This is a genomic window from Mesorhizobium sp. EU05-FHT14A09, from assembly GCF_058790995.1.
In genome coordinates this window covers 379,348-393,014 of the sequence record NZ_JBYTDF010000004.1, presented here as the reverse complement: position 1 = coordinate 393,014, position 13,667 = coordinate 379,348, and the positions used below count along the sequence as shown (strand labels likewise).

Genomic DNA, 13,667 nt, shown 5'->3' with positions numbered 1-13,667 from the left:
TAAGTCAGCAGAAGTCAGCAGAAAATCGTCCCGTCGACCTGGGAACGGATCGGTCCAGTCATCGCATCGCTGAAGCTGCAGAAGGCGGACAGGCAGCTGCTTGCGTGCTACGAGACGCGGCATTCGATCCGAGCCGTATGAGCCAGTCGACCGATGCTTCCGGTTATCTGACAAAGCTGTGGCGCATTCGGCTCCGGAAACGCAGGCTCCGACAAACTCAAGTTTGAGCCGCAATGTCAGCTGGCGCTTGGTCCGGTCGCAGGATGTCGTCCGAGGTTCTCAGGCTACCACTTCACCGTAGCGCCTGCTCCAAACACCCTGCCGCGGCCGATGTAGACGCCGCGTACGCCAGGAGCCATCGTCAGCGAATAGGCCAGCGGCCGCTCGTCGAGCAGATTGTTGACAAAACCATAGAAGCCGTACTTCTCGTTTTCCCAGCCGATGCGGGCGTTGACTGTGTGATAGGGCTCCAGCTCTTCCTTGTCGGCGAGGTCGGAGACACGGGTCCCGACATACTGATAGCTGACGTTGGCGGTGAAGTCGCCGCTCATCCCCAGCGCCTCGCCGGGCAACCGATAGCCGAGACCGAGATTGGCGGTCCACTGCGGCACCTGCGGCACGCGGTTGCCTTCACGCGCACCGGTCAGCATCGATTCCGCAGTCACATCAACCATCTCGGACTTCGTGTATCCGATGCCGCCCGTCAACTCGAGGCCGTCCGTCAGCTCGGCGGAACCGCCGAGTTCGAGGCCGTAGCTGCGGAAATTCTGGTTGGTCATGAAGACACGCATCGTCGCCAGGTCGAAACCGCTGAGCTGGCCGTCGCGGACGTCATTGTAGAAGACGGCCCCGCGCACGGCGATGCCGTCAGTGAGATTGGCTTTGGTGCCGATTTCGTACGTCCAGCTCTTGGCTGGGTCGAATTTCAACGAGGGCATGCCGAACCCCGCATATTGCGAGGTCTTTTCGAAGCCGCCCGAAGCATAGCCGCGGGCGATGGAGGCATAGCTCATCACGTCAGCGTTCCAGTTGTAGGCGATGGCGGCGCGTCCGGTCATGTAGGTATCCGACATCTCGTTGGCCTGCCTGAAGACCGGGATCGTGCCGGGGAAACCGTTCGTCACGTAGTTGCCGTCGAAGGTCTGGCGATCATGCGCCAGACGAAGTCCGCCCGAAATGGACCAGTGCTCATTCAGCGGAACCGTTGCGTCGCCGAAGGCAGCATAGGTTTCGCTGGTCATCTTGTTGTCGAAAGTACCGTTCATCGTCGGGAACGGCGTCGCGGTCTTACGATGGAAGTCGTAGTCGGAGCGCAGGTAACTTGCTCCTGCAACCCACTGCCATTCTGATGACTCCGAGGAGTTCAGGCGGAATTCCTGGGTAAAGATGCGCTCTTTCTCGTCCGAATCCACTTTGTCGGCCGCAGGGTTGAACAGGAACTGCGGCGGCAGGCCGAGATAGGGACCGTACAGATAGGAATCCGTGAAGTCGCCGAAGTTGGAGACGCCGATATCCTGATAGCTGGTCGTCGAGGTGAAGCTGACGTTCTCGAAATCCTTGCGGATGTTGACCGTGCCCTGCGCGATCGTGCGCAGGTTCTTCGGCTCGACATCCTCACCACTGATGGGGAAGTCGGGATGATTGAACAGCAGATAGGCGGGGTTGTTTCTCTGGTCGCGGCTGTATGAACCACTGACATCGATGGTCCACGTCGCATCGGGCGTATAGCGCACGGTTCCGCGCGCCGCGCCGACCTTGGCGCCACCGAGGTCCTTGTTGAGGTATGGGTTGGGGACATCGCCATCGTACTTCTGCAGGCGCACCGCGCCGCGACCAGCAAGTACGTCGGGCGAGATCCAGCCGCCGGCTATGCCTTCGACAAAGGCGTGACCGTTGCTGCCGATCTCGGTGTTGATGCGGAAATCGCGTTCGCCATCCGCCGGCCGGCTGACGACGTTGATGGCGCCGGCAAGGGCGTTGCGCCCGAATGTGGTTCCTTGCGGGCCGCGCAGCACTTCGACCTGCTCGACATCGAGCAGGGGTGGGGCAAAACCGATGACGCTGGTCGGCACGCCATCGACGGAGAAGCCGACCGTGGAATCGAAGGAGTTGAGCGGGCCGCCAAGTGTCGAAACACCACGGATATTCAGGTAATTATCACCGAAGCGCGAGTAGTCGACGAAATTGGTGTTGGGCGCCTTCCTGGCAATATCGGCGCCTGCATCCAGGCCGGAGGCTGGAATATCCTTGGACTGGATCACCGTCGCGCTGACCGGTGCCTTCTCTTCCACTTCGGTGCGCTTTCGCCCGGTGAGCACGATCTTGTCCAGCACGGTCGCACCTTGCTCGACCCGGGGCGCTTCCTGGGAAGCAGCCGGTTGCGGTGTCATAACGACCGGCAAGCTCAACAGAGCGGCAACGCCGCAGGTCAGCGACCTGCGATATGCTTTCAAGCGCATTGGATCCCCACGCAGTTCAAATGCGCCGGCCGGGGCGGACCCTAGCCAGCTTCCTAAATCATGATTATAATTATCAGGTATTAGCCACGCGGCTGGGCGGCCGCAATCGCGTCACTATCGCGGCAGCAAGCAAAACCATCGCGGGAAACAGAAACCGCGGTTTGCATGCGACCGTATTCGTTTTGGGGGTATCGCTCATGGGTGCTTCGACAGCCATCGTGGGGGACTTTTCAGTCTCCGACCTGCTGCGTGAAGCCGCCGAGCGCGCAATCACCATCGAACACCGGGTGCTGGCGCGGACATCGATCGAAACTCCGGCCATGTCCGGCATGCTGAAAGCGGAGGAGGTCCAGCCCGGCCTGCTGATGTCCGGCTACGATATCACCTACCTGAAGGACAGCGGCCTGGCGGTCGAGATCGAGCCGTCGCTGCTGTGCACGGTGCTGCTTGATGGCAGCAGCGAGCCGTTGCGGCTCGATGGTCAGCCTGCCGTCGCCCACAAACCTGGCAGGATCGAAGTTCTCGGCTTCGGGTCGCGTCTTGCCGGCGAACGCGCCTGGTTCACCGGGCAGCGGGCGCGGGCTTTCGGCATCACGGTCAAGCCCGACTTTCTCGATCGTTTTGCGAGTACTGTCGACAATGACAGCCTGTCCAGCCTCAGGGATTTCCTGCAGCCAGGCTTCCGCCGTGCAACCTTGCCTCACCTGGCGCGCGCGGTGGAAATCGCCAACGAGATCCTGGACCATCCCTACGAAGGAAACCTGGCCAGGCTTTACCATGAGAGCCAGACCTTGCGTTTCCTGCTGGAGATCGCCATCGCGCTGCATGAGCAGGAGCGCGTCGGTCAGAAGATCGGGCGGCTGCAATATGAAAGAGCACACAACGCGCGTGAGATTCTCGATCGACGCCTGGCCGATCCGCCCAAGGCGCTGGATCTCGCCCGCGAGGTCGGCGTCAACCTCACCACGTTGCAGTCGAACTTCAAGCTCGCGTTCGGAACGACGATCTTCGGCTATGTCCGGGTCCAGCGGCTGAAGATGGGGCGCATCCTGATGTCGGAGCACGGCTTGCGCGTCGCGGAGGCAGGCCGGCATGTCGGGTTCTCGAACCCGGCCGCCTTCACCGCCGCGTACAGGAAGCATTTCGGCCATCCGCCGACGGCCGATCAGGCGCGCGGCCAGCTGCGGCAACATTGAGTCCGGTTGGTTCGCGATAGTTTTCCTTGCTCTGGCGATAGCCGCCACGGTTGCGATTCTGCGGGCTTGGCGGCTATTTCATGATTTGAACAGTCATGTTTTCTTGGGGCGCGCCTGGCGCTCAAGCAAACAACAGGCGCAATCCATCGATCCTGTCGGGACACAGTCCGTCAGCGCTGGCGATTGTGCATGCAGCGAGGACAACGATGGCACGCGGTTTCCAGAACGCGTTGATGAAGGCTTTCGGCGCGACCGAGCACATCATGACGGTGCTCAGCGTGGAAGATCTGACGCCTGCCTTTCGCCGCATCCGCTTTCATGCGCCGACCATGATCGATGGACGCGAAACGCCGACCGCCAGCTTCATCCGTCTTTGGGCTCCGGATCCGGATGGTTCCGACAAGGTTCACCAGCGCGGCTACACGCTGATCGATCCGGATCCCGAAAGCGGCGAGGTCAGCTTCGATTTCGTGCTTCACCAGCCGGCGGGGCCGGCGGCCAGTTGGGCTATGGCGGCCCGGCCCGGCGATACGATCACGGCGTCCTACATATCCTATACCAAGTTCGATCCACCCGAACCTGAGCCCGATGGCTATCTGCTGATCGGCGACCCGTCAGCCATTCCCGCCATAAATAGCATCCTGGAGATCCTCGGGCGGGAGGCGCGCGTTGTCGTGCTGCTCCAGGAAGTCTCGGCAGGCGACAGGAGCATTCCCGTCACCGCCCATCCCAACGCGCGCGTTGAGTGGGTTCTGCAAAGCACCCCCGAAGCCATTGCGGGCGCTATTCCGCATCGCGATTGGTCCAACTGGCATGCCTGGCTCGCCGGTGAGGCCAAGATGGTCAAGGAGGTACGCGCCTGTCTCAACAAGCAGCATGGTTTCCCGCTCGCCGATATCCAGCATCGCGCCTATTGGATGCGCGGCAAGGCGATGCGCCTGCGCAAGGACCACGGTGCCGAGGAGGCTGAGCCGGCGACCGAAGCCAAGGTTGCCGAGCAGGCGGTGCAAGCGATGGAACTGTCCCCGCCTGCACCCGTCACTGGCCGCTGGCGTTCACAGCGCGGCCTTGAGCTGCTGGCGCCGCTACGCTGGAAGCTGCGGATCGGAGGCGTTCTGCAGGCGCTGATCTCGCTGATGCGGCTGGCGCCGTTCGTCCTGCTGGCGGAGATCGGACGCAAGCTGCTCGCCGGTGAGACCGGCTGGAGTGCATTCCAGCCATTGGTGATCGCGACACTTGTGCTTTACGGGACCGCGGCTTTGTTCTCTTCGATACTGCTGTTGTGGTTGCATGCGGTGGACGCCAAATTCGGCCGCGACCTGCGCCGCACCGTGATCGGCAAGCTCGGCCGGCTGCCCCTCGGCTGGTTCACCGAGCGAAACGCCGCTGCCGTGCACCAGTCGGTGCAGGAAGACGCCAGCTGCTTGCACTACATGGTCACGCATGCGGTGCCGGATGCTGTTGCGGGGATCGTCACGCCTCTGGCGGTGATTGTCTATCTTTTCACGGTCGACGCCGGCCTGGCAGCGATGCTCTTCCTGCCGATCATTGCGTTCATATTCCTCTTCAGCCACATGATGCGTGGCAATGGCGACAATCTGGCGCGCGTGGCCGATTGGACCAAGAAAGCCAATGCCGCAGCAGGTGCTTTTGTCGACGCGCTCGCCGTGGTGCGGGTGTTTGGCGGCAACGGGCGCGATTTGCGCGCGGCGCTCGATGGCCAGGCGAAGTTCCTCAATGGCTGGCAGCGGCCGATGGCGGGCCGCAAGGTGCTTTCACAGCTTGCCATCCAGTCGCCAACCTTCCTTCTGTTGATCATTGCCGGCGGCATGTGGCGCATCAGCGCCGGTAGCATGACGCCGGCCGATATCCTGCCTTTCATTTTCCTGGGCACTGCCTTTGGCGGCCAGATCATGGCGGTGGCCTATGGTCTGGTCCCCTTGCGCGAGGGGCGCCTGGCCGCCCGGCGTATCGGCGTGTTGCTGGAGGAAAAGGAACTGGATCGACGCGGTTCGGGCGCCAGCCTGCCAGCAGGACCACTGACGCTGCGGTTTCGCGATGTTTCCTTCAGCTTCCGACCCGGCAGGCCGGTGCTCAGCGCCATCTCGCTCGAACTGAGACCCTGCACGATGACCGCCTTGATCGGACCGAGCGGCGCGGGCAAGTCGACGCTGGCCTCTCTTCCCGGGCGTTTTCACGACGTGACGGAAGGCGTGATCACGCTGTCGGCCGGAGGTGCTGAGATCGATATCCGTGACCTCAGCCCGGAGACGCTCAACAGGAGCATCGGTTTCGTCTTCCAGGACGTTTCCTTCATCCGGGCTTCGGTTCGTGACAACATCGCACTTTCCAGGCCCGGGGCCGGCGGGGCCGAGATCGAAAGCGCGGCGCGCGCGGCCAACATTCACGACAGGATTGTCCGTCTGCCGCGCGGATATGACAGCGTCATTGGCGAGGATGCATATTTTTCGGGTGGCGAGGCGCAGCGCCTGTCGATCGCGCGTGTTCTTCTGGCCAATCCGCCGATCCTGATCCTGGATGAGGCGACGGCTTTCTCGGACCCGGAATCCGAGCATCTCGTGCAGGAGGCGATCAGCGCATTGACACGGGACAGGACCGTCCTGGTCGTCGCTCATCGGCTGCATACGATCACGCGAGCGGACACCATCGTCGTCATCAAGGACGGCAAAATCGTGCAATCGGGGCGCCATGAAAGCCTGCTCGGCACGCCCGGGCTCTATCGAGAGCTCTGGCATGCGGGAGAGGAGGTCGCGGCATGAGCCTGCTGGTCCCAATGGAAGCTCGGCGCCATATCGCGCCTTACATTGCTTACGTCGTTCTTGCCGCATTGGCACGCGCTGCAGCGGCGCTTGTCCTGCTGCCCTTGCTCGGAGCGCTTTTCAGTGCCGGCCTGCGCGAAGCGCTGCCTTGGCTTGGCGTGCTTGCCGCGGCAATCGTGGCGGGATGGTTCGCGGAATCGCGCTTGATCGTCCGCGCCTTCGACCTGGGTTTTGCCGTCGCCAACACAGCCAATCATGCGCTCATCGACCATCTGCTGGCCGTTCCGCTTGGGGAGTTCCGCGCGAAGCAGCAGGGCGAGGCCAAGCGTGCGCTCGCCGGGTCGGTGCCTGAGCTGTTTGCCGCCTTCGTCAACCTTTGCGGCCAGGTCGGCATCTCGCTGCTGTTGCCGCCACTGATCGGCATCGGCCTGCTTTTCGTGGCCTTGCCGCTTGGTGTGGTCGCCGTCGCGGCAGTGCCGGTTCTTCTGGCCGCGCTGTTTTTCGGGGCTCGGTTGATGCGGCAGTCGGAAGACGCCTTTGCCGCAGCCTCGGAGGAAGCTGCAGAGCGGACCGACGAGTTCGCGAAGGCTCAACTGATCCTGCGTGCAGCCGGTCGCCTGGGTGTCGAGGGTACGCCGCTCGGAGATGCCGTCGAACGGCAACATCGCGCCGGGCTTCGCATGATCTGGTTCACGGTGCCCGGCACCCTGCTGTTTTCGATTGTCTTTCAACTGGTGCTTGTCGCGCTCATGGGCGTCATTGCCTGGCTCGTGGCGACCGGCGCGGTCAATGCGGCCGAGGCGGTGGTGCTCATCGTCGTGACGACGCGGTATCTGGAGCCCTTCACGACGCTTTCGGATCTGGCGCCGGCGCTGGAATCCGTGCGTGGTGCCTGGCGACGCACGATCGACGTCTTCTCCTTGTCCACGCTGTCGCGCCCAACAACAGACGCGGCCGCAAGAATGCCGGACGTCGAGTTCTGCGATGTCGATTTCGCGCCGGGGGGCAACACCCTGCTAAAGGGCATCTCCTTCAAGGTGCCGGCCGGATCGACCACCGCCATCGTCGGCCCCTCCGGCTCCGGCAAGAGCACGATCCTGTCGTTGATTGCCCGGTTCCACGATGTCGACGGTGGCAAGGTTCTGGTCAGTGGACAGGATGTCCGCGACTACCTTCCGTCGAGCCTGATGGATCAGGTGGCGGTGGTTTTCCAGAACGTACAGCTGTTCGAAGGCGGCATCAGGGAAAACATCCGGATCGGGCGTCCAGCTGCCACGGACGATGACATCGATCGGGTAGCGAGCGCGGCGCAGGTCGATGAGATCGTCGCGCGGCTGGGAACGTGGGACGCACCCGTCGGGGAGAGGGGGACCGCGCTCTCCGGCGGCGAAAGGCAACGGGTCAGCATCGCGCGAGCCCTGCTGAAAGATGCGCCGATCCTGTTGCTCGATGAAGCCACGAGTTCACTCGACACCGGCAATGAGGCAGCGATCGCTGCCGCTGTCCGGAGCTTTGCCGACCGCACGGTGCTGATCGTTGCCCATCGGCTGGAGACCATCGCGCACGCTGACAACATCGTCTTCGTGGAGAATGGCCGAGTGGTGGAAGCAGGTCCACGCGAAGCCCTTGTCCGTGCCGGCGGGCGCTTTGCAGCCTACTGGACGCACCGACGCGCTTCCTTGAGCTGGCAGTTCTAGAGCGCATCCGTTTTTCATGGAAACGCGGAAACACTCTAAGTTTTTGTTTTCGCTACATTTTTGTAACGCCAAGTGATCCCGCTCGGCTACAAAATGCTCCAGGCTTTACACCGCAGCAATGACCATTCAGAGCCCGGTCGCATCGACCGGGCTGACTTGCGGCACGGTGCTGCAGGGTCGCCGAATAGCAGCCTGGGATTCCCGGCAAACCTACGGTCCGATCCGCCTGCATGCGAGGAAGGCTTCGCGTGCTGGATTCGTGCCTGCCGAAAAGAGCATCGAATTGCCGGCCGACGGCACAATGACCTTGACATTATTTGCGATCTGCGATCGCATAATGACGTCGGCTGAAAGACGGTTTCGACGGCGAAAACAAGAAGGCGCAAAGCGCCCCAGAGGGAGTTTCAGATGAAAACCATGATGAGGGCGTTGCTGGCAGCTGCGCTGGGCCTGGCGGTTCTAGCGCCTGGCGGTGCAGCGCAGGCCGAGTCGGTTATCCGATTGGCGTCGCCATATCCGGCGACCACGCTTGATCCGTCCCGCTCCGGCGCGGCCGGCAACATTGAAGTCTTCGGCCAGCTCTATTCACGCCTTCTGCATCGAAACTTCGAGACCGGCGAACTGGAACCAGGGCTCGCGGAAAAGTGGGACGTCTCCGCAGACGGTTTGACCTATACCCTGCATCTGCGTGACGCCAAGTTCTCGGACGGTTCGCCGGTGACAGGCAATGACGTCGCATTCAGCCTTGAGCGCGTCCGCTCGGACAAGGAGTCGGCGCTGCCATCGCCTCTGGCGGCCGTGGAATCGATCTCCGCTCAGGACGCCAGGACGGTCGTCATCAAGATGAAGCATGCTCTGGCGCCGATGCTGGCCAATCTAGAGCTGTGGAACGTCGGCATCGTCTCCAAGGCCGATGTTGACAAGCGCGGCGTTGATGGCGCTTTCGCTTCGGTACCGCTTTCGTCCGGTCCCTACATGGTGAAGGAGTGGAAGCCGGGCGAAAAGCTCGTGCTCGCACCCAATCCGCACTATTGGCGCCAGGGTTATCCGAAGTCGGATGCGACCGTGGAATTGCTCGAAGTCGCCGAACCCGAAACGGCCGCGGCCATGCTCAAGACCGGCGAGGTCGACGTCATGCGCGGTGTCAATTGGTCCCAGGTCGAGGATCTCAAGGCAACCGACGGCATCGACATGCGCATGGAGCCATCTAATGTCATCTTCGTCTCGCTTCTCAACCACGGTCGCGAGCCGTTCTCCAATCTCAAGGCGAGGCAGGCCGCTGCCTATGCACTCGACAACAAGGCGCTGACCCAGGCCGTCACCGGCGGCTATGCGAAGCCGGCGAACACGCCGCTTCCAGGATCGCTGCAGTTCCACGACGACAGCTATCCCGGCATCGTCGCCGACATGGAGAAAGCCAAGCAGTTGCTGGCGGAATCCGGCATGGTCGGGAAGGAAGTGAAGATCATCCTGGGTGGCGGCTCGACCAACCAGCAGATCGGACTGTTGATGCAGGCGCAGTGGGAAGCGATCGGGTTGAAGCCGGTTCTCGTCAATGTCGATACGCCGGGGTGGTGGGACGCGACCGGCAAGGGCGAATATGATGCGACGCCGACCTGGTGGATGAACGAAGTGACCGATCCCGACCTTGCGGTGCGCTGGGCGCTCTGCGGCGAGTGCGATTCGCACGCCTTCAACACCTTCTACAACAACAAGCGGCTCAACGAACTGACAGAGCAGGGCTCACGCGAGCAGGACCCTGCCAAGCGGGCGGCCATCTACCAGGAGATTTCGAAGATCGCCACGGAAGAGGTCTCGCAGATCCCACTTTATTACTCGCCTTATGCGATCGCCTATTCGAAGCGTCTGAAGAACCTGAAGATGACGCCGGCGATGCAATGGACGCTCGAAGAGACAACGATCGAGCAATAGATCCTCCCAGAGGCGGCGCGGTGCCGGAAGGCACCGTGCCGCTTTGACTATGCCGGCTTTGCCCGGCCTGGTTCCAGCGATGGAAACGGTGGCGAGTTGCAGACAATTCTCAGACGTATCATCCAGTTGATCTTCGTGCTTGCAGGCATCTGCATCGTCACGTTCCTGCTCGTGCATATGGTTCCGGGCGATCCCGCCCGGGTCATTGCCGGCGATCGCGCCAGCCCGGAAACAATCGAGGCGATCAGACAGCGTTTCGGATTGGACCAGCCCCTGTGGCAGCAATTCATGACTTATGCCGGCAACCTGTTCGCCGGCGATATCGGTCAGTCGATGCGCTACAAGCGTCCGGTTGTTGCCCTGATCGGTCAATATATCTGGCCAACGCTGTTCCTGACCGGCTACGTCATCTGTCTGGCGGTGCCGCCATCAGTGGCATTGGCGATTGCCAGCGCGCGCCGTCCCGGCAGCCTGGCCGACCAGCTCATCCGTTTCATCGGCATCGCAGGGATGGCCATCCCGGTATTCTGGCTGGGCATCATGATGTCGCGTTTCTTCGGTGTCGGGCTGGGTTGGTTTCCGGTCTCGGGCTACGGCAAGACCTTCGCCGATCACCTGCACCATCTGTTCCTGCCGGCACTGTCGACGGCGATCTGGATGGTGCCGGTTCTGGTCCAGAGCTTGAGGGCTGCCCTCATCGAGAAGGCTTCGGCCGACTTCGTCGTTGCGGCGCGCGCACAAGGGGCCGGTGAACGCGAGATATTCTGGCGCACGGTTCTCCCCAATGCGATCCTGCCGACGCTGAACCTGTTCGGCGTCCTCGTCGCTTTCCTGATCGGCGGCACCATCATCGTCGAAACCGTTTACGCGGTGCCGGGTCTCGGTACGCTGATGGTCAATTCGCTGCTGGCGCGGGACTATCAGGTCGTCCAGGGCCTCACCCTGATGTTTGCAGTAACAACCGTGGCGGTGACATTCGTGGTCGATCTCGTGTCCGCCGCCATCGACCCCCGCGCACGGCTGTAGGAGATCGCCATGTCGATGGAAGCTGCTCCCGTATCGGGGCCGATCAAACAAGCCGATGCCATCATACCCTGGAGCATCCTTGTCGCGGGATCGATCGTCGGCGCCTGGATCCTTCTGGCCTTGTTCGCTCCAATGGTAGCGCCATACGATCCGACCGCGGTCGATATCGCGAATGCGCTTAAGGCTCCGAGCGCAGCGCATTGGTTCGGTACGGACCAGGTCGGCAGGGACGTGCTTTCGCGTGTCATTCATGGCGCACGCATCGACCTGTTGATGTGCCTTGCCGGCGTGCTTCCGCCGCTCTTCATCGGCACAACCGTTGGTCTGCTGAGCGGCTATTATGGCGGCGTGGTCGATACGCTGCTGATGCGGATTTATGATCTCACGGCAGCCTTTCCATTCTTCGTCCTGGTGCTGGCGATCGTCGGCGTGCTTGGGCCGGGATTGCTCAACTTCTTCATCGCACTGACGCTGGTCGGTTGGGTGACCTATGCGCGGCTGGTGCGCGCCGAGGTCATGGCGATCCGGGACAGCGAATATGTGCAGGCCGCGCAATGCCTGGGCTATCCCGATCGCGCTGTGCTCCTGCGTCATGTGTTGCCCAACGCATTCGGGCCGGTGATCGCCTATGCGGTAAGCGATGCGGTGCTGGTCATGCTTGCGGGCGCGAGCTTCGGCTTCCTCGGCATGGGAGCACAACCGCCGTTGGCCGAATGGGGCGTGATGATCTCGGACGGAAGCCGTTACATCCGCCAGGCGTGGTGGATCTGCACCTTCCCAGGTCTCGCGGCCATTTCGCTGGGACTGGGCTTGGCTTTCCTTGGTGACGGCCTTGGCCAGTTGCGCCGTGGGCAGGTGTCGGCATGAACGCGCCGCTCGTTCCGCTTGCGATGACAGGCCGCCCGCTGCTCGATATCGCCGATGTCTCGGTGACGTTCGGCAATACCCGGGTGCTGAAAGACGTCTCGTTCCTGATCATGCCGGGCGAGATCGTCGGCATTGCCGGTGAAAGCGGCTCCGGCAAATCGACCATCTGCCGTGCGGCGATGGGATTGCTGCCGTCGACGGCCGAAGTGGCCGGCAACGTCTTCTTCGACGACCAGGCGTTGCTGGGCCTGGAGGAAACCGCCTGGACGAAGCTGCGCGGCCGCGACATGGCGATGATCTTCCAGAATCCGGCGTCTCACCTGAACCCGCTGCAGAAGGTCGGCAAGCAGATCGCGCAACCGATGATCCGGCATCTTGGCCTTTCGGTGGGCGAGGCGTGGGAGAGAGCGGTCGGGCTTCTCGGGGATGTCGGCATCCGCGAGCCTGCCATGCGGGCAAAATCATATCCGCACGAACTGTCCGGGGGCATGAAACAGCGCGTGATGATCGCAGCCGCGATCAGCTGCGCGCCCAGGCTGCTGATCGCCGACGAGCCGACCACCGCCCTCGATGTCACGGTCCAGGCAAAGATCCTCGAATTGCTGAAGGACCTCAACCGGCAGAGAGGCCTCGCGATCGCGCTGATCTCGCATGACCTCGGCGTTCTGGCCGATATCTGCTCGCGCATCATCGTGATGCGTCATGGCCAGATCGTCGAACAGGGCGAGGCCGGGCAGATCATCGATGCGCCGCAGCATCCCTATACGAAGCTGCTGGTGGATTCGCAGCCTGGTCGAAAGCAGTTCAAGGCCGGATGGACACAGAACGAAGATGAGCCGCCGTTGCTGCAGGTCGAAGGCCTGCGGGTCGAATTCCCGGCAAAGCGGGATCTTGCCGATATCCTGCGCAATCGAAAACCCGCGCCTTTCGCAGCGCTGGATGGTGTCGAGCTTGCCGTTTTGGCCGGTGAAACGGTTGGTATCGTCGGCGAAAGTGGATCTGGAAAAAGCACGCTGGCGCGCGCCATCATCAGGCAGAACCGGTCGGCATCCGGAACGATCAAGCTGGATGGCCGCCCCATCGAGCGGCTTGCCGGCCGTGAGCTCCTGCAATTGCGCCGCCGCGTCCAGATGGTTTTCCAGAACCCATACGATTCCCTCAATCCGCGCATGACCGCGTTGGAAACGATCGCCGAGCCGATCTGGCGCCATGGCATGGCCGATCGACGGGGTGCACTGAACCAGGCCTCGAGACTTCTCGACATGGTGGAATTGCCCTCATCTCTTGGTGAGCGCAAGCCGCGACAACTGTCGGGCGGTCAATGCCAGCGGGTCGGTATCGCGAGAGCACTGGCACTGCAGCCGCAAGTGCTGATTGCCGATGAGATCACTTCTGCACTCGACGTAACCACGCAAGCGCAGATCCTGGAACTGCTTGCCCGCTTGCGCCGCGAGCGGTCTCTGACGCTGATCTACATCTCGCACGACCTGTCCGTCGTCAGCTCTTTCTGTCAGCGCGTCTACGTGTTCCGCTCGGGCAGGATCGTGGAACAGGGCGCTGCCGCGGATGTCCTGACGACCCCACGACAGGCCTACACGCGCGAACTCGTCGCAGCGCTGCATCGATTGCCCGGGCAGGTGGTGGATCGCGAAGCCATCAAGGGATGACGGCGTTCGAGCAGATCGCCGGCCGGCAATGAAAGGGAATTAC

Annotated in this window: 8 protein-coding genes; 7 read left to right on the top strand and 1 reads right to left on the bottom strand. The window is 62.2% G+C overall.

From position 1 onward, the window contains the following. Positions 1–284: 284 nt before the first annotated feature. On the bottom strand, positions 285–2,459 hold the full coding sequence (locus AC3WTO_RS16885) for a TonB-dependent receptor (protein ID WP_492461897.1): 2,175 nt from the start codon (positions 2,457–2,459) through the stop codon (positions 285–287). A gap of 197 nt (positions 2,460–2,656) precedes the next feature. Here AC3WTO_RS16885 and AC3WTO_RS16880 point away from each other — a divergent pair, with 197 nt between their 5' ends. The 7 genes from AC3WTO_RS16880 (at position 2,657) to AC3WTO_RS16850 (ending at position 13,624) form a co-directional block, all read left to right on the top strand. Then, on the top strand, positions 2,657–3,655 hold the full coding sequence (locus tag AC3WTO_RS16880; RefSeq protein WP_492461896.1) for a helix-turn-helix transcriptional regulator: 999 nt from the start codon (positions 2,657–2,659) through the stop codon (positions 3,653–3,655). Positions 3,656–3,861: 206 nt separating this feature from the next. Continuing rightward, entirely contained in the window at positions 3,862–6,435 is a 2,574-nt protein-coding gene (locus AC3WTO_RS16875) for an ABC transporter ATP-binding protein/permease (protein ID WP_492461895.1), read from the top strand. Next, complete coding sequence (locus tag AC3WTO_RS16870; RefSeq protein WP_492461894.1) at positions 6,432–8,132, top strand: ABC transporter ATP-binding protein; 1,701 nt, start codon at positions 6,432–6,434, stop codon at positions 8,130–8,132. Before AC3WTO_RS16875 ends, AC3WTO_RS16870 begins: the two co-directional genes overlap by 4 nt. A gap of 408 nt (positions 8,133–8,540) precedes the next feature. After that, positions 8,541–10,064 (top strand): ABC transporter substrate-binding protein, encoded by a 1,524-nt coding sequence (locus AC3WTO_RS16865; protein ID WP_492461893.1) that lies wholly within the window; start codon positions 8,541–8,543, stop codon positions 10,062–10,064. Between the two features lie 96 nt (positions 10,065–10,160). Then, a complete protein-coding gene (locus AC3WTO_RS16860; RefSeq protein WP_492461892.1) occupies positions 10,161–11,090 on the top strand; it encodes an ABC transporter permease in 930 nt (309 codons plus the stop codon). 9 nt (positions 11,091–11,099) lie between these two features. Continuing rightward, positions 11,100–11,957 carry an ABC transporter permease gene (locus tag AC3WTO_RS16855; RefSeq protein WP_492461891.1) on the top strand — a complete coding sequence of 286 codons (858 nt, stop codon included), beginning with the start codon at positions 11,100–11,102 and terminating at the stop codon, positions 11,955–11,957. Next, positions 11,954–13,624, top strand: a complete 1,671-nt coding sequence (locus tag AC3WTO_RS16850) for a dipeptide ABC transporter ATP-binding protein (RefSeq protein WP_492461890.1) — start codon at positions 11,954–11,956, stop codon at positions 13,622–13,624. Before AC3WTO_RS16855 ends, AC3WTO_RS16850 begins: the two co-directional genes overlap by 4 nt. Positions 13,625–13,667 lie beyond the last annotated feature (43 nt).

Coding starts and splice junctions, on each gene's coding strand:
- AC3WTO_RS16885 (WP_492461897.1), bottom strand. CDS start 2,459: ATGCGCTTGAAAGCATATCGCAGGTCGCTGACCTGCGGCGTTGCCGCT.
- AC3WTO_RS16880 (WP_492461896.1), top strand. CDS start 2,657: ATGGGTGCTTCGACAGCCATCGTGGGGGACTTTTCAGTCTCCGACCTG.
- AC3WTO_RS16875 (WP_492461895.1), top strand. CDS start 3,862: ATGGCACGCGGTTTCCAGAACGCGTTGATGAAGGCTTTCGGCGCGACC.
- AC3WTO_RS16870 (WP_492461894.1), top strand. CDS start 6,432: ATGAGCCTGCTGGTCCCAATGGAAGCTCGGCGCCATATCGCGCCTTAC.
- AC3WTO_RS16865 (WP_492461893.1), top strand. CDS start 8,541: ATGAAAACCATGATGAGGGCGTTGCTGGCAGCTGCGCTGGGCCTGGCG.
- AC3WTO_RS16855 (WP_492461891.1), top strand. CDS start 11,100: ATGTCGATGGAAGCTGCTCCCGTATCGGGGCCGATCAAACAAGCCGAT.
- AC3WTO_RS16850 (WP_492461890.1), top strand. CDS start 11,954: ATGAACGCGCCGCTCGTTCCGCTTGCGATGACAGGCCGCCCGCTGCTC.